Below are 15597 nucleotides of genomic sequence, written 5' to 3' on the forward strand. Positions count from 1 at the left end.
GGGGATGCTCCGGTAGAGGGATGCGCCGCAGGTGTGCCGGGGTACTTTCCGAGATGACCGATGTCCGGCGCGCCGTGTCGGACCACCTCATCGTGGAGGACCCATGCCCGAAGCCGTCATCGTCTCGACCGCGCGCTCGCCCATCGGCCGCGCCTTCAAGGGATCCCTCAAGGACATGCGGCCCGACGACCTCGCCGCCGCCGTCGTCCGCGCCGCCCTGGACAAGGTCCCCTCCCTGGACCCGCGCGACATCGACGACCTGATGCTCGGCTGCGGCCTCCCCGGCGGCGAGCAGGGCCACAACATGGGCCGCGTCGTGAGCGTGCTGCTGGGCATGGACCACCTGCCCGGCACGACGATCACCCGCTACTGCTCCTCGTCGCTGCAGACCACCCGGATGGCGCTGCACGCCATCAAGGCCGGCGAGGGCGACGTGTTCATCTCCGCCGGCGTGGAGACCGTCTCGCGGTTCGTGAAGGGCAACAGCGACTCGCTGCCCGACACCCAGAACCCGTTCTTCACCGACGCGCAGGCGCGTGGCGCCAAGATCGCCGAGAGCGGCGCCGACTCGTGGGCCGACCCCCGTGACGACGGCCAGGTCCCTGACATCTACATCTCCATGGGCCAGACCGCGGAGAACCTCGCGCTGCTCAAGGGCGTGACCCGCGCGGAGATGGACGAGTTCGCCGTCCGCAGCCAGAACCTGGCCGAGGAGTCCATCAACAACGGCTTCTGGGACCGCGAGATCGTCCCGATCACGCTGCCCGACGGCACCGTCGTCACCAAGGACGACGGCCCGCGGCCGGGCACCACCCTCGAGGGCATCTCCGGTCTCAAGCCGGTCTTCCGCCCCGACGGCCGGGTCACCGCCGGCAACGCCTGCCCGCTCAACGACGGCGCCTCCGCCGTGGTCATCATGAGCGACACCAAGGCCGCCGAGCTGGGCCTCACCCCGCTGGCCCGCGTGGTCTCGACCGCGGTCACCGGCCTCTCGCCGGAGATCATGGGCTACGGCCCGGTCGACGCCTCGAAGCTGGCGCTCAAGCGCGCCGGCATGACCATCGACGACATCGACCTCGTCGAGATCAACGAGGCGTTCGCCGCGCAGGTCATCCCGAGCTACCGCGACCTGAACATCGACATCGACAAGCTGAACGTGCACGGTGGCGCCATCGCCGTCGGGCACCCCTTCGGCAGCACCGGCGCCCGGATCACCGGCACGCTGATCAACGGCCTGCAGACCAAGGACAAGACCTTCGGCCTGGAGACGATGTGCGTGGGTGGCGGCATGGGCATGGCGATGGTGCTCGAGCGCCTCAGCTGATGCGCTGACGCAGGAACGACAGTGGCCCGGCCCCCCGCGAGGGGGACCGGGCCACTGTCGTATGCGCTGGCGCTCAGTCGTCCTGGAGGAACGACAGCAGGCGCAGGATCTCCATGTACAGCCAGATGACCGTGACCAGCAGGCCGAAGGCGATGTACCAGGCGAACTTCGCCGGGGCGCCGCGACGGATGGCCTCGTCGGCCATGTCGAAGTCGAGCAGCAGCGAGAACGCCGCCACACCGATCACGACGAGGCTGAAGATGATCGCCAGCGGGCCGCCGTCACGCAGACCCAGACCACCCTCGACGAAGAAGCCGGCCACGAGGTTCGCCACGACGAGGACCAGGACGCCGATGAGGGCGCCCATCATCCAGCGGGTGAACTTCGGGGTCACGCGGATCGCGCCGGTCTTGTAGATCACCAGCATGCCCGCGAACACACCGAAGGTGCCGATCACCGCCTGCATCACGATGCCCGGGAACATCGAGTCGAAGGCCTCGCTGATCGCGCCGAGCGCGACACCGAAGAGGGCGCCGTAGGCGAGCGTCGCGACCGGGTTGGCGATCTGCTTGAAGCTGATGACCAGACCGAGCACGAAGGCGACCAGCACCGCGGGGAGCGCGAGGCCCCAGGCCGCGTTGCCGGGCATCGCCCAGACCGCTGCGGCGGCCAGGACGGTCACCAGGAACGAGATGCCGGTCTTGGTGACGACGTCGTCCATCGTCATGTACCGCGTCGCCGGGCTCGTGCCGTACGGCGACGGGGCGGAGTACTGGTCCTGCGGGGCCGGGGCGCCGTACTGGGGGGCGCCGTACTGGCCCGGGGCGCCGTACTGCGGCGCCCCGTACTGGGGCGCGTTGCCCCCACCGGCGTAGGGCTGGCCGGGGCCTGCGTTGTTGCCGAAGCCGCGGCTGAACGCCGGGTTCTTACTGGCCATCGTCATCTCCTCGAGAGGACTCGTCGGTCGTGGAGCCAACTTCGTGCACTCCACTCGGTCTGGTCAACGCCCGACACGCCGAAAGCGTTCCTGAGGGCCCAGGTTCCCTCGTGCGGGCCATGCGGGCGGACATGCGGGTCGACCTGCGTACTCACGGTCGCGGGTTGGTGCGCTGCCAGCCCCGCTCGTCGCGGCGGGCACCCTGTGCCGCTCGGCACTTCCGGCAGACCAGCTGCACCTCCTCGGCGTGCCGCCCCGACTCCGGCTGGACGTCGGGCCACGGCACGTGCGGGAAGCGGGACAGCCGGGACCTGCTGAGCGCGAGCCCGCAGGCTGTCTCGTTGCGGCCCCGCTCCCAGGCGTGGACCTCCCCGGAGGGATAGCGGATCCCGTCGTCCGGGTCGGTCCACTGCCCGGTCGCCGCCACCGCGGCGTTGCGTGCCATGGGACGGGCCTACCCACCCTGCGGCGGTCAGGCCCGTCCGGGGGCTCAGTTCTCGGCGGAGACCAGCTCGGGAGCCGCGTGGCGGCCGGTCGTCGACTTCTCCAGAGCCGAGCCCTCGACGTCGAGCACCGGCAGCCACTGCAGCCAGCGGGGCAGCCACCAGGCCTTCTCCCCCATCAGCGCCAGCGCGGCCGGGACGAGCACCATGCGGACGACGAAGGCGTCGAAGAGGATGCCGGCGGCGAGCGCGAAGGCGATCGACTTGATCGTCGCCTCACCGGCCGGCACGAACCCGGCGAACACCGAGAACATGATCAGCGCGGCCGCGACGACGACGGGCGCCGCCTGGCGGAAGCCGGTGCGGATCGAGTCCAGCGGCGAGGCCCCGTGGCTGTGCGCCTCGTGCATCCGGGACACCAGGAAGATCTGGTAGTCCATCGCCAGGCCGAAGAGGATCCCGATCACGAGGATCGGCGTCAGGCTGATCAGCGGGCCGGTGCCGTCGAGGTTGACGACGTCGGCCAGCCAGCCCCACTGGAACACCGCGACGGTGGCGCCGAGCGAGGCGCCGACGGTGAGGACGAAGCCCAGGACGCCGACCAGCGGCACCAGGATCGACCGGAAGACCAGCACCAGCAGGACCAGCGCCAGACCCACGACCAGACCGAGGTAGACCGGCAGCGCCTCGTCCAGGCTCTGCGCGACGTCCACGCTCACCGCGGTCGCACCGGTGACCGAGGCCTCGACGCCGCCGTCGAGGTCGGCCAGCTCGGCACGGAGGTCGGCGACCAGCTGCTCGGTCGCCGGGTCGGTCGGGCCGGACTCCGGGATGACGCTGAGCAGGGCTGCGGTGCCGTCGGCGTTGGGGGTCGGCGGGGTGACGGTGACGACGTCGTCGACCTCGCTGATCGCGGCGGTGACGCCGGCGGCGACCTCGGCAGCGCCCTCGCCCTCGAACAGGACGGCGAGCGGGCCGTTGAAGCCCGGGCCGAAGCCGTCGGAGAGGAGCTGCTCGGCCCGCTCCTGGGTGCTGTCGGCCGCCGGCATCTGCACCAGCGTCGTCTGCATGGAGAAGAACGGGATCGAGAGCACGCCGAGGACCACGATGCTCAGCAGCAGGCTGACGACGCGGTGGCGGGCGACGGCGGCGGCCCAGCCGGCGAGGAAGCCCCGGCCGATCGGTGCTCCACCGGGAGCCTCGGCGCGCTGCTTCTTCGGCAGCGCGCGGCGGCCGAAGAAGCTCAGCGCGGCCGGGACCAGGGTCAGGGCGACGAGGACGGCGACGACGATGGTCGCGGCGGCCGCGACACCCATCTGGGTCAGGAACGGGATGCCGACGACGAACAGGCCGGCCAGCGCGATGACCACGGTGAGGCCGGCGGTGACGACCGCCGACCCGGCGGTGCCCACGGCGGTGGAGATGGCCGTGCCGACGTCGGAGCCCTGGCGGAGCTCCTGCCGGTAGCGCGTGATGATGAAGAGCGCGTAGTCGATGCCCACGGCCAGGCCGAGCATGGCGGCCAGCGTCGGGGTGGTCGAGGACAGGTCGGTGAACCCGGTGGCAATGGTGACGCCGAGGACGCCGATGCCGACTCCGACGGTCGCCGTCAGCAGGTTCATGCCGGCGACGGCGAGCGCCCCGTAGGTGATGGCGAGGACGAGCAGCGCGACGAGGACGCCGATCGCCTCGGAGGGCCCGCCGACGTGCGGCACCTCCTGGGTGGCCTCGCCGGCGGCCTCGACGGTGAAGCCGCTGTCGCGGGCGCCGTCGACGGCCTCGAGGAGCGCCTCCTGCTGGGCCGGGGTGACCTCTCCGGGAGCCGCGTCGTAGGTGACCGTGCTGTACGCGGTGTCCTGCTCCCGGTTGACCGAGGGTGCGGCGGGGTCCAGCGGGTTCGTCGCGGAGACCACGCCGGGCAGTTCCCCGAGCTCGGCGACCAGCTCACCGATCGCCGTCGCGCCCTCCGGCGTGGTCAGCGTCTGACCGTCCGGGGCGACGACGACCACGCGTGCGGTCGCGCCCTCGCCCCCGGCGCCGAACTCGTCGCCGATCCGCTCGAGGGCGACGGTGGACTCCTGGCCCGGGATGGAGAAGCTGCTGGAGGTCTCACCGGCCAGGGTCACGGCGCCGACGCCGCCACCGGCGAGGACCGCCAGCCAGACGAGGACGACGGAGAGCCGGTGCCGGTGCGAGAACGCGCCGAGTCGGGACAACAGAAGAGCCATGCTGGTCAGGCCTCCACCTGGTCGGAGCTGGGAAGAGCGGCGGAACGGCCGTGGCCGAGCGCGTCGAAGCAGGTGGCGGCGAGGTGCGCGCGCCACGCGGTGGTCTGGTCCTGGTCGTGCGCCGCGAGGGTGAGGACGGCCAGCGCCCCCAGGGCGCCGAGCACCCGCACGACCCGCTCGGGACCCGTGGTCTCCAGGTCGACCCCGAAGGCCTCCAGCACGGCGGCCTCGGGTGCGGCGCCGTCGGTCAGCGCCCCGCCGTCGCCCCGCGTCATGGGAGCGATGAGCAGGGCCACGAGTCCAGGGTGCGCCAGGGCGGCGTCCACCACGAACTCGACGGCGCACCGGTCGCGGTCGGGGCCGGCCGGCAGGTGGCGGACGGTGTCGAGCACCCGGTCGGCCACGGTGGCGACCTGCGCGATCACCGCCTCGCGCAGCGCGTCCTTGCTCGGGAAGTGGTGCAGGAGCCCGGCCTTGGACAGGCCGACGGCGTCGGCGATGTCCTGGATCGAGGTCTTGGCGAAGCCCTGGCGGGCGAACAGCGCAGCTGCGCGATCGAGGATGCCCTCGTCGATCTGCTGCCGGAACGGTCTGGCCACGGAAAACAGGTTACGGGCAACCGACCGGATCGGTCGGTTTACCGGACGATCGGGTCGGTGCCGTTGCTCACAGGGCTCTGCGGTGCCCCCGGTCGGACTCGAACCGACACTCCAACCCTTTTAAGGGGTCTGCCTCTGCCGATTGGGCTACGGGGGCGTGCTGCGCACGGTATCCGGCCCTGGCCTTACGGTGACCCCGCTGCCCCCGATCCCGTACCGGAGGAACCGTTGGCCCCGAGACGACCACCCCAGCTGCCCGCCGGCGTCATGCGCACCGTCGTCCGCACCCTCGTGCGCCCGGTCCTGAGCGACCGCGTGCCGGTGGCCGTGCAGCGGCGCTGGCTGGACACGGTCAGCGCGGCGACGCCGCCCGCGCCGGGGATCGACGTCCGACCGGGCACGCTGGGCGGGCGGCCGACCGAGGTGATGGTCCCCGACAGCACGCCGTCCACGGGCGAGATCCTGTACCTGCACGGCGGCGGCTTCACCAACGGCTCCGCCGCCACGCACCGGACGCTCGCCACCTACATCGCGGCCACCTCGGGCGCGGTCGTGCACCTGCTGGACTACCGGCTGGCCCCCGAGCACCCGTTCCCGGCTGCCCTGGACGACGCCCTGGCCGCCTACCGCGAGCTGCGGGAGCGAACCGACCGCCCGGAGCGGACCGTCCTCGCCGGTGACTCCGCGGGCGGCTGGCTGGCCCTGACCGCGGCGCTCCGGCTGCGCGACGAGGGCAGTCCGCTCCCGGCGGCGCTGGCCCTCATCTCGCCGTGGCTGGACCTCTCCGGCGCCGACCGGCGGGACGACCTGGTCGACCCGATGCTGCAGCCGGCGTGGATGGCCCGATGTGCCGCGCAGTTCGCGCCCGGCCGCGACCTGCGCGCGCCGGAGCTCTTTCCGCTGGCCGCGGACCTGGGCGGCCTCCCGCCGATGGTCGTGCAGGTGGGCAGCCGGGAGATCCTGCTCGGCGAGGCGGTGCGGCTCGCCGAGCTCGCCCGGGCCGCGGGGGTGCCGGTCGACCTGCGCCGCTTCGACGGCATGTGGCACGTCTTCCAGGTCTCGGCCGGCTCGGTCCGGGAGTCGACGACCGCCGTCACCGCGCTCGGCGAGGCGCTGGCGGCGCACCTGTCGGCGCACTGATCAACCGGCGGCCAGCTCGGTCGCTCGGGAGAGGACGGCGTCGAGCATCGGCTCGGTGAGCCGTCCGGTGAAGGTGTTCTGCTGGCTGACGTGGTAGCTGCCCAGCAGGGTCAACAGCCCGCGCGGGCCTTCCAGCGACACCTCCACGCCGTGCCCGAACGCCGGTCGGGGCCGGGGCAGCGCGTACCCCGCCGCAGCGAGCACCGGCCAGAGCGCGGTCCAGCCGAAGCCGCCGAGGACGACGATCACCCGCAGCCGGGGCAGCAGCTCCAGCTCGCGGGCCAGCCAGGGCGAGCAGGTGTCCCGCTCCTCCGGAGTCGGCGCGTTCGCCGGCGGAGCGCAGCGCACCGCGGCGGCCACCCGCACGTCGGTCAGCTCCAGGCCGTCGCCGATATGGGTCGACGTCGGCTGGTTGGCCAGCCCGGCCCGCCAGAGCGCGGCGAAGATCCAGTCGCCGCTGCGGTCGCCGGTGAAGACCCGGCCGGTCCGGTTGCCGCCGTGCGCGGCCGGCGCCAGGCCGACGACGGCGATCCGCGCGTCGGCCGGACCCAGCCCCGGCACCGGACGGCCCCAGTAGTCCTCGTCCCGGAACGAGGCCCGCTTCACCTGGGCGACCTCCTCCCGCCAGGTGACCAGGCGGGGGCAGGCGTAGCAGCCGGAGATCCGCGCATCCAGGACGGTCAGGTCAGGAGTGCTGCGCGCCGACCGGGCCACCCCGGCGGGCGTGCGCGTGACGGGGAAGCCGCCCGCGTCAGTTGCCACGTGCCAGTCGCAGGGCGATGCCGTCGAGGATGTCGTGCTCGCTGACGGTCACCTCGGACAGGCCGAACTCGTCCATCAGCACCCGCAGGATCAGCGCGCCGGCACCGATGACGTCGACCCGCCCGGGGTGCATGACGGGCTCCGCGGCCCGGCGCTCCCGGGTGGCCTCGAGGAGGTCGGCCGAGGTCCGGCGGACGTCCTCGACCGCGATCCGCGAACCGTGGATGGCCTCGGAGTCGTAGTCCGGCAGCTCCAGTGCCAGGGCGGCCACCGTGGTGACCGAGCCCGCCAGCCCCACCAGGCTCGCGGCCTGGCCGACCGGCACCTCGGCGGTCACCTCGGCCAGCGCCGCCCGGATGTCGCGCTCGGCCAGCGCGACCTGTTCCGCGGTGGGCGGGTCGTCGCGCAGGTGCCGCTCGGTGAGCCGCACGCAGCCGATGTCGACCGATCGCGCCGCAGTCACGCCGTCGGTCCCGCCGAGCACGAACTCGGTGGAGCCGCCGCCGATGTCGACCACGAGCCAGGGCGCCGGGGCGGGGGCCAGGTCGTGGGCAGCGGCCGCCGCCGCGATGGAGCCGGTGGCGCCGAGGAAGGAGAGCTCGGCCTCCTCCCGGCCGGTCACGACGTCGGGCAGGCGGCCGAGCGTCGTCTGCACCATGTCCTCGAAGTCGGCGCGGTTGGCGGCGTCCCGGGTCGCGCTGGTGGCCACCATCCGCACCCTCTCGGCGCCCAGCTCGCGGGCCTGCGCGGCGTACTCGGCGAGCACGACCCGGGTGCGCTCGATGGCCTCCGGGGCCAGCCGGCCGGTGGCGTCGACGCCCTGGCCGAGCCGGACGACCTCCATCCGGCGCAGCAGGTCGGTGTGCCCGCCCTGGGCGGGGACGTCGGCCACCAGCAGGCGGATGGAGTTCGTGCCGCAGTCGATCGCCGCGACCCGGGTCACGCGTCGTCCCCTGATTCGGGGAGCGCGCACGGGCCCTTCGCCCACCACTCCCCCATCTCGTCGACCGCGCGGTCGCCGACCGGGTTCACGCCGGGGCCGGCCGCGAGGGCGTGCCCGGCCAGGGCGTGCAGGCACTTGACCCGGTCCGGCATCCCGCCGGCGGTGGACCGGGTGGGCAGCACGTCCTTGGCGTCGCGGGTGGCGAGGTAGGCCTCGTGCGCCGCCTGGTACCCCTCGGCGAGCTCCGGGTTCGTGGCCAGCTCGTCCTGCCACTCGCGCATGCGGCCCGCCGACTCCAGCCGGCTCGCGGCGGCCGACGCCCGGGGGCAGGTCAGGTAGTAGAGGGTCGGGAACGGAGTGCCGTCCTCCAGCCGCGGAGCGGTCTCGACGACGTCGGGCTGACCGCACGGACAGCGGTGCGCCACGGCGGTCAGGGCCCGCGGTGCACGACCCAGCTGCCGTTCGACGGTCTCCCGGTCCTCCGGGGACACCGGCTCGCTCACTTCGTCGCTCCTCCGTCGGCGTCGGCGACCGACGCCATCAGACCCTCGTACCAGGACAGGGGCTCGGGCTCCTCGGTCGCCTCGGCCAGCGTTCCCGCGTCGCCCTCGACCGCCTCGCCGTCGACGACGATGACCAGCCGGTCACCGGGCAGCACGTAGGCCAGCCGCTCCCGCGCCTCCCGCTCCACGTAGGCGGGGTCGGACTGCCGGTCCAGCTCGTCGCGCAGGTCGGCGGCGCGCTGGTCCAGCGCCTCGCCCTCGGCGGCCAGCCGGGCCAGCTCCGCCTGCCCGGCCAGGTACTGCCGGATCGGGCCGGCGAGGGTGAGCGCGAGCAGCAGGATCAGCCCGACCAGCAGCACGGCCCGGCCGGTGAACAGCGGCCGGCGCCGCGCCGAGGCGGACGAGCGGCGTTCGGGACGGCGGTCGGTGCGCCGCTGCCCGGGACGGCTGGAGGCTCCCGACCGCAGGCCCGAGGGCACCGGCCGGGTCGAGTGCACCCGTGGCACCCGGCCGGTGGCGCGGGAGACCCGGCCGCCGCGACCGCCGTCGGCCGGGGGGCCTCCCCGCCGCCCCCGAACGCTGCTCATCCGCTCCCGATCAGACCTTCAGCCGCGGGAAGGCCGACGCACCGGCGTAGCGGGCGGCGTCGTCGAGCTCCTCCTCGATGCGCAGCAGCTGGTTGTACTTGGCCACGCGCTCGCTGCGGGCCGGGGCACCGGTCTTGATCTGCCCGCAGTCGGTGGCGACGGCGAGGTCGGCGATCGTGGTGTCCTCGGTCTCGCCCGAGCGGTGGCTCATCATCGAGCGGTAGCCGCTGCGGTGGGCCAGGTTGACCGCGTCGAGGGTCTCGGTGAGCGTGCCGATCTGGTTGACCTTGACGAGCAGGGCGTTGGCCGCGCCCTGCGCGATGCCGTCGGCCAGCCGCGCGGGGTTGGTGACGAACAGGTCGTCGCCGACGAGCTGCACGCGGTCGCCGAGGGCCTGGGTCAGCGAGACCCAGCCCGTCCAGTCCTGCTCGTCCAGCGGGTCCTCGATCGAGACGATCGGGAAGGCGTCGACCAGGCCGGTGTAGTACTCGGCCATCTCGTCCGACGACAGCTGCTTGCCCTCGAAGGCGTAGGAGCCGCCCGAGTGGAACTCGGTGGCCGCGACGTCCAGCGCGAACGCGATGTCGGTGCCGACGGTGTACCCGGCGGCCTGCACGGCCTCCACGATCAGGTCCAGGGCGTCGCGGTTGCTGGGCAGCGACGGGGCGAAGCCGCCCTCGTCGCCCAGGCCGGTGGAGAGCCCGCGCTGCTTCAGGACGGCCTTGAGCGCGTGGTAGGTCTCGGTGCCCATGGCCAGCGCCTCGGCGAAGGTCGCCGCGCCGATCGGGGCGATCATGAACTCCTGGACGTCGACGTTGCTGTCGGCGTGGGCGCCACCGTTGAGGATGTTCATCATCGGCACCGGCAGCAGGTGCGCCGAGGGGCCGCCGACGTAGCGGAACAGCGGCAGGCCGGTGGAGTCCGCGGCGGCGCGGGCGACGGCGAGGCTGACGCCGAGGATGGCGTTGGCGCCCAGCCGCGACTTGTCCGGCGTGCCGTCGAGGTCGATCAGGCGCTGGTCGACCAGGCGCTGCTCGGTGGCCTCGTAGCCGACGAGCTCCGGGCCGATGACGTCGAGGACGCCGTCGACGGCCTTGGTCACGCCCTTCCCGCCGTAGCGCTCACCGCCGTCGCGCAGCTCCACGGCCTCGAAGGCTCCCGTGGAGGCGCCGCTGGGCACGGCGGCCCGGGCGATCGTCCCGTCGTCGAGGGCGACCTCGACCTCAACGGTGGGGTTTCCGCGCGAGTCCAGGATCTCCCGCGCGCCTACGGCATCGATGCTCGGCACGCCGGACAGCCTAACCGGGCGGGGCGTTCCCGCTCGTCACCAGCGCACCGCCAGGCTTCTCAGCGATGGCCCGCCGAACGCCAGGTCCGGACCAGCCCTCGCCTGCCCGGTCCGCAGAACTCGCCCTGAAGCGGCTTCAGGGACACCCCACTCAGTGAACTGCGCTCAGACACCGGGGGCTCTGTGGCGAGCATGACAAGGTTCAGCCGTGGGCACCAGAAGGTCTTCAAGGGGCGACCAGCACCCCTTCTTCCGGGCGCCGCTGACCGTCGTCGTGCCGGTCTACCTTCTGCTCATCGCTTGCTCCGCAGGCCTCGGATACTGGCTTGGCGGCGACACTTGGAACGGGGCGGCGGGGCCAACTGGCGTGTTCGTAGGCATGATGTTGCTTCGCCTACCCCCGGTACGTCGACGGATCAACGAGCACTACGCCAGGCGGAACGGCATGAGGCCACCAGACGTCCCTTAGTGAGCCGCTCAGGGACCGGGCAGCTGAGCAGACACGCGCCATGCGTGCTCCGGCCTGACACTGACCTCCAGACGAGTGCGGGGTCAGTCCGTGGCGTTGGCTAGCCAGTCGTCCAGCGTCTCCGCGAAGCCGGCCATCAGGTCCCGCTGTTCTTCGCTCAACGCCTTCGAGTCGAGTGCGATACGCAACCCATCACGCAGAGACTCGGCCATCGCTCGGTCGATGTGAGATGTGAATGAGACAGCGGGATCGACCGGGCTGCCGCCGATCGCGAGTTGCTCCTTGGCGGACCACGCGATGACGCGCTTCGCGTTTGCTTCAGACAGACCTGGCAGGTCGACCGACCAAGAGGGCCACACGAGGCGTGGGTCGTCGACCTTCAGTCGCTTTCGGCGAAGCACCTCACCACCCTAGGAGCCGCCCCTGAGTGGACCGCTTGGGGACGCCGACGGCATGACCGGTCCCTCGGCTCGCTGGTTGGTTGCCTGCGTGCCGCGACTAGAAGGGCGGGACGTCGACGTCGCTGCCGAACCGCGGCGGGTGGCTGATCAGCACCTCGCCGCTGGGCATGGTGATCGCCAGCCCCCCATCGTCCGACTCGTCGAAGCGCCAGCCCGGCGCCTGGTGCTTGAGCCGGTGATGGTGCTCGCACAGGCAGCAGAGGTTCTCGTGCGAGGTCGCGCCCTCGGGCCACTCCTGTCGATGGTCGAGGTCGCAGGTGCGCGCACGGGCGCGGCACCCCGGGAAACGGCAGCGCCGGTCGCGCAGCCGGACGAAGCGGTCCAGAGCCGCGCCCGGGGTGTAGCCGGCAGTCGCTGGTGGTGGACCGAGGGCCGACCCGCGGCAGATGCCCGCGGCGTCGGTCAGCGCGACCAGGCTCCCGCGCAGCTTGTCCACGACGGCGATGTGCGGCCGATGCGCGAGGCCCGTCCCGTCGGTGTCGCGCACGCCGACCAGCGCTCCCACGTCCAGGAGTGCGCGCTGCTCGCCGTCGGTCCAGGTGCCGTCGAGGATCGCCTGCTTCGCACCGGTCAACGCCTCCCTGACCGCGGCCTCGTTCCGCGCCCGGGCCAGCGCGAGCCATTCGCTCAGCGTGCGGTCCTCCACGGGAGTGGGCGCCGGTGCTGCCTCGCTCCTGGGCGGGTAAGGGCGGGGCTCGGGGTGGGGGTGGGCCGCAGCGGGGTCGGGCAGGTCCGCCAGATCGGGCTCGGGCAGGTCCGCGAGATCGGGCTCGGGGCGCGGCAGCAGGCCGAGCGTGTACGCCAGCTCACGAACCATCTCGGCCGACACCAGCTTGCCCTCGAGCTGCCCGGGCTCGGCCCCACCCAGCATCGTCTCCAGCGTGGCCACGAGGGTGAGCGCGACGGTGACCGGGGGCATACCGTTCTCGCCCGGTCGCAGGACCAGGTCCTGGATGCAGTCGGCCATGCGCTGCTGCTTCGTCCGCTCGTCGCCGTCGGTCCGGGCTTCGTCGGCGTACCTCTCCAGCGCCCGGTAGATCGCCGCCGCGGCGGGCAGCGGCAGATCGATCGAGACCGTGCCCGTGCCGTCGCGACGGTCGAACAGCCGCACACCGCGCTCCCGGACCGCGGCCACCAGCTTGCGCGCCGCGGCATCGGCGTCCTTGCGGAGCACGACCCGCCGCGCGCAGTCGCCGAGTTGAGGAGGCGTCTTGCGGCCGCGCAGGCCCAGCACGTGGGCCTCGATCTCGGCGCGCAGCACGTCGTCCTCGACCGGGCCGACCACGTTCACCATCTGCCGGGCGTGCGCCGGGCTCAGCTCGCCACGCGCGAGCAGGTCGAGCGTGCCGGGGAGCCGCTCGACGAGCGTCAGCGACTCCACCAGCTGCGCTCCGGCCGCCGCCGAGGTGACGCTCAGCGAGGGGGCCACCTCGTCGACCGCCCACTCGCTCACCTCGGACAGCGCAGCAGGGCGCGCGTTCCGGGTCGCGGCCGACATGGCCCCCTGCTCCCCCGGCTGCCGGTCCAGCAGCGCCGCCGGTCGGCAGCGGGCGAACGCGGCCAGCGACGTCGCGACCACGGCCGACAGGCGTGCGATCGCCCGGGACGCGGCGACGGCCTGCTCCAGGTGGTCGATGCCCACGTCGAGGACACCCCTCAGGTCGGCGAGATCGTCCGGCGCGGAGTCCTGCCCTGCCGGCCGGCGCCCCGTGCAGCCACCAGGGAGCGGGCCTCGCTCCCAAGCGACCACCCGGTCGGGGTGCACGACCTCGACCACGAGCGGCCGCGGACGATCGAGCAACGCCGTGGAGAGCGCGCGTTCGAACGGGGACGGGCGAATGTCTGCCCCATCGATCCACCCCGTATCGAACATGTGTTCGATGATACCGGGGGACGGCGTCCTGACCAGCGGAGATCCGTCCTGTGGACGAGGCGCCGACCGGTGGACGAACGGGGAGAGAAGGACTAGGCCGGTCGGTCCGCCGAGGCCGTGGCAGCCGCCGCCGCAGCCTCCGCGTCCAGTTCCCCGGCGTACCGCCGCACCGCCTCGCGCAGCGCGTCCTCGACGTCCCAGCCGCGGCCCTCGGCAGCGGCGACGACGGCGAGCAGCCGCTCCCCCAGCTCCTCGGGGCTGCGCACGGTGAGCTCCGCCGGCGGGGGTGTCGAGAGCCCGGCCCGACCTGCCCGGCGGACCAGCGCGGCGCCCCAGGAGGCCGCCGGCTGCGACCGGGAGACTCCCTCGGTCGGCGACGTCCGCTGCTTCTCGGCCTTCTTGATCTCGTCCCAGCCGGCCTCGACCTGCGCGACATCACGCGGGCCCGCGTCCCCGAAGACGTGCGGGTGCCGGCGGACCAGCTTGTCCACCAGGTCCCCGGCGACGTCGTCGACGTCGAAGCGGCGGTCGGCGGCGGCCTCGGCGGCGACCCGGGCGTGGAAGACCACCTGCAGCAGGACGTCGCCCAGCTCCTCGCGCATCCCCACCGCGTCGTCGTCGACGATCGCGTCGTAGGCCTCGTGCGCCTCCTCCAGCAGGTAGCCGCGCAGCGAGGCGTGCGTCTGCTCGGCGTCCCAGGGGCAACCGCCGGGCGAGCGGAGCCGGTCCATGACGGCGACGACGTCGAGCAACCGGGCACCGGCCGGGCGAGGAGTTCCCTCGACCACCGACGGCGCGGCGATCGGCTCGTCGTCGGGCACGAGCAGCACGACCTCGCCGGGCAGCGCCTCCGCGGCGGCGGTGTCGGGGACGTCTGTGACCGCCCACCCCTCGGCGCGCAGCACCTCGGCGGTCGCCGCCGCTCCCGGCAGCGCGGCCAGCGGCGCTCCGGAGGAGACCGCCCGCCAGCTGGCGGGGCCCAGCAGGCCGGGCAGGGAGGAGCTGACGGTCAGAGCGAGCGCGACGGGCACCCGGTCAGTCTGCCGCGCCACCCTCGGTCGCCTCGGCCGCGTCCTCGAGCAGGGCGACGACTCCGCCCTCGCCCTCGACCAACCGCCCCTTCTCGAGGACGCCGTAGCGCGGGTTGACCCGCAGGTCGAGATCGTCGCGTACCTCGGCGACCAGCTCGTCGCCCGCGGCGTCGGCCTGTCCCGCGGCCTCCTCCTCCAGCTGCGGGCGGAGGTCCTCGAAGGACGGGAAGACCGTCTCGGCGACGAAGCCCACGACCACGCCCCCGGTCTCCTCGATCGCGGCGGTGAAGCCGGTGCCGGGCGCCGCGGCCTGCAGCTGGTCGGCCAGCGGGGGCGGCACCTCGTCCGGCGCGCGGCGGTCCAGCTCCGGCAGCGTGAACGGCCCTGGGAACTGCGCGGCGAGCTCGGCGTACCGAGCCGGGGCGGCGGTCAGATCACGCAGGACCGAGTCGGCGACCCCCTGGTCGGGCACGGTCAGGTACCCGAACTCGAGCTGGGCGAGGGTGGGCCGCACCTCGTCGTAGCGCTCGCGCAGGGCCGACTCCTCCAGGGCGTCGGCCTCGCCCTCGCGGGCGGCCAGCTCGCGCCGGAGCAGCTGCTGGCGGACCAGCTCGCGCACGTCCGCCCGGCCGAGGCCCTGCTGCTCCGCCAGCTGCTGGTAGGCCGCGTCCACCTGCTCCTCGAACAGCTGCTCGATCCGGCGGGTGACGTCGTCGTCGTCGATGCGCACGTCCAGGCGCTCCGCCGCGGCCGAGTACACCTCGCGCTGGATCAGCCCGTCGAGCACGAGGCGGGTGAATTCCGCGTCGCCGCTCTGCTCGGCGTAGCCGGCGACGCCGTCGTCGGTCAGCCGATCGCGAACCGCATCCTCGAGCTCGGTCACGGTGACCTGCTCGTCGCCGACGTAGGCCGCGACGTCGGGCGCCGACCGGCACCCGGCGAGGATCGGCAGGGCGGCGGCCACCACCAGGACGGCGGCCCGGGCGCGGGGAGCTCGGCGCGTCAGCAC

At 73.4% G+C, this 15597-nt stretch carries 15 protein-coding genes and 1 tRNA gene; 2 read left to right on the forward strand and 14 right to left on the reverse strand.

The annotated features are described in order from the left end of the window. Positions 1-103: 103 nt before the first annotated feature. Positions 104-1324, forward strand: a complete 1221-nt coding sequence (locus tag LBW97_RS06190; RefSeq protein ID WP_224498537.1) for an acetyl-CoA C-acetyltransferase — start codon at positions 104-106, stop codon at positions 1322-1324. Between the two features lie 73 nt (positions 1325-1397). Here LBW97_RS06190 and LBW97_RS06195 read toward each other — a convergent pair whose 3' ends face one another. The 5 genes from LBW97_RS06195 to LBW97_RS06215 all read right to left on the reverse strand — a co-directional run bounded on the left by LBW97_RS06195 (position 1398) and on the right by LBW97_RS06215 (position 5688). Beyond that, positions 1398-2261, reverse strand: coding sequence for a Bax inhibitor-1/YccA family protein (locus LBW97_RS06195; RefSeq protein ID WP_304505409.1), 864 nt, complete (start codon positions 2259-2261; stop codon positions 1398-1400). A gap of 151 nt (positions 2262-2412) precedes the next feature. Next, positions 2413-2706: a hypothetical protein gene (locus tag LBW97_RS06200; protein ID WP_224498539.1), complete on the reverse strand. Its 294-nt coding sequence runs from the start codon at positions 2704-2706 to the stop codon at positions 2413-2415. Positions 2707-2751: 45 nt separating this feature from the next. Further along, on the reverse strand, positions 2752-4932 hold the full coding sequence (locus LBW97_RS06205; protein ID WP_224498540.1) for an MMPL family transporter: 2181 nt from the start codon (positions 4930-4932) through the stop codon (positions 2752-2754). 5 nt (positions 4933-4937) lie between these two features. After that, a complete protein-coding gene (locus LBW97_RS06210) occupies positions 4938-5531 on the reverse strand; it encodes a TetR/AcrR family transcriptional regulator (RefSeq protein WP_224498541.1) in 594 nt (197 codons plus the stop codon). Between the two features lie 83 nt (positions 5532-5614). Next, positions 5615-5688, reverse strand: a tRNA-Leu gene (locus LBW97_RS06215). A gap of 110 nt (positions 5689-5798) precedes the next feature. On the opposite strand from LBW97_RS06215, the gene LBW97_RS06220 reads away from it, so the two are divergent. Then, the gene (locus LBW97_RS06220) at positions 5799-6671 is read left to right on the forward strand and encodes an alpha/beta hydrolase (protein WP_224498542.1); all 873 of its coding nucleotides are present in this window, start codon (positions 5799-5801) and stop codon (positions 6669-6671) included. Here LBW97_RS06220 and LBW97_RS06225 read toward each other — a convergent pair whose 3' ends face one another. The 9 genes from LBW97_RS06225 to LBW97_RS06265 form a co-directional block, all read right to left on the reverse strand. Continuing rightward, on the reverse strand, positions 6672-7433 hold the full coding sequence (locus LBW97_RS06225) for a uracil-DNA glycosylase (RefSeq protein WP_224498543.1): 762 nt from the start codon (positions 7431-7433) through the stop codon (positions 6672-6674). Beyond that, positions 7423-8376 (reverse strand): Ppx/GppA phosphatase family protein, encoded by a 954-nt coding sequence (locus LBW97_RS06230; RefSeq protein WP_224498544.1) that lies wholly within the window; start codon positions 8374-8376, stop codon positions 7423-7425. The genes LBW97_RS06225 and LBW97_RS06230 overlap by 11 nt, the downstream gene beginning before the upstream one ends. Beyond that, on the reverse strand, positions 8373-8879 hold the full coding sequence (locus LBW97_RS06235; protein ID WP_224498545.1) for a DUF501 domain-containing protein: 507 nt from the start codon (positions 8877-8879) through the stop codon (positions 8373-8375). Before LBW97_RS06235 ends, LBW97_RS06230 begins: the two co-directional genes overlap by 4 nt. Next, entirely contained in the window at positions 8876-9466 is a 591-nt protein-coding gene (locus LBW97_RS06240) for a septum formation initiator family protein (RefSeq protein WP_224498546.1), read from the reverse strand. Before LBW97_RS06240 ends, LBW97_RS06235 begins: the two co-directional genes overlap by 4 nt. A gap of 10 nt (positions 9467-9476) precedes the next feature. Continuing rightward, positions 9477-10754 (reverse strand): phosphopyruvate hydratase, encoded by a 1278-nt coding sequence (eno, locus tag LBW97_RS06245; protein ID WP_308010428.1) that lies wholly within the window; start codon positions 10752-10754, stop codon positions 9477-9479. 552 nt (positions 10755-11306) lie between these two features. Further along, positions 11307-11624, reverse strand: a complete 318-nt coding sequence (locus tag LBW97_RS06250) for a hypothetical protein (RefSeq protein ID WP_224498547.1) — start codon at positions 11622-11624, stop codon at positions 11307-11309. Between the two features lie 97 nt (positions 11625-11721). Further along, complete coding sequence (locus LBW97_RS06255) at positions 11722-13326, reverse strand: HNH endonuclease signature motif containing protein (RefSeq protein WP_224498548.1); 1605 nt, start codon at positions 13324-13326, stop codon at positions 11722-11724. Positions 13327-13649: 323 nt separating this feature from the next. After that, the gene (locus LBW97_RS06260) at positions 13650-14588 is read right to left on the reverse strand and encodes a MazG family protein (RefSeq protein WP_224498549.1); all 939 of its coding nucleotides are present in this window, start codon (positions 14586-14588) and stop codon (positions 13650-13652) included. Positions 14589-14592: 4 nt separating this feature from the next. Further along, entirely contained in the window at positions 14593-15597 is a 1005-nt protein-coding gene (locus LBW97_RS06265; protein ID WP_224498550.1) for a SurA N-terminal domain-containing protein, read from the reverse strand.

Source organism: Blastococcus sp. LR1 (assembly GCF_020166105.1).
Classification (GTDB): domain Bacteria; phylum Actinomycetota; class Actinomycetes; order Mycobacteriales; family Geodermatophilaceae; genus Blastococcus.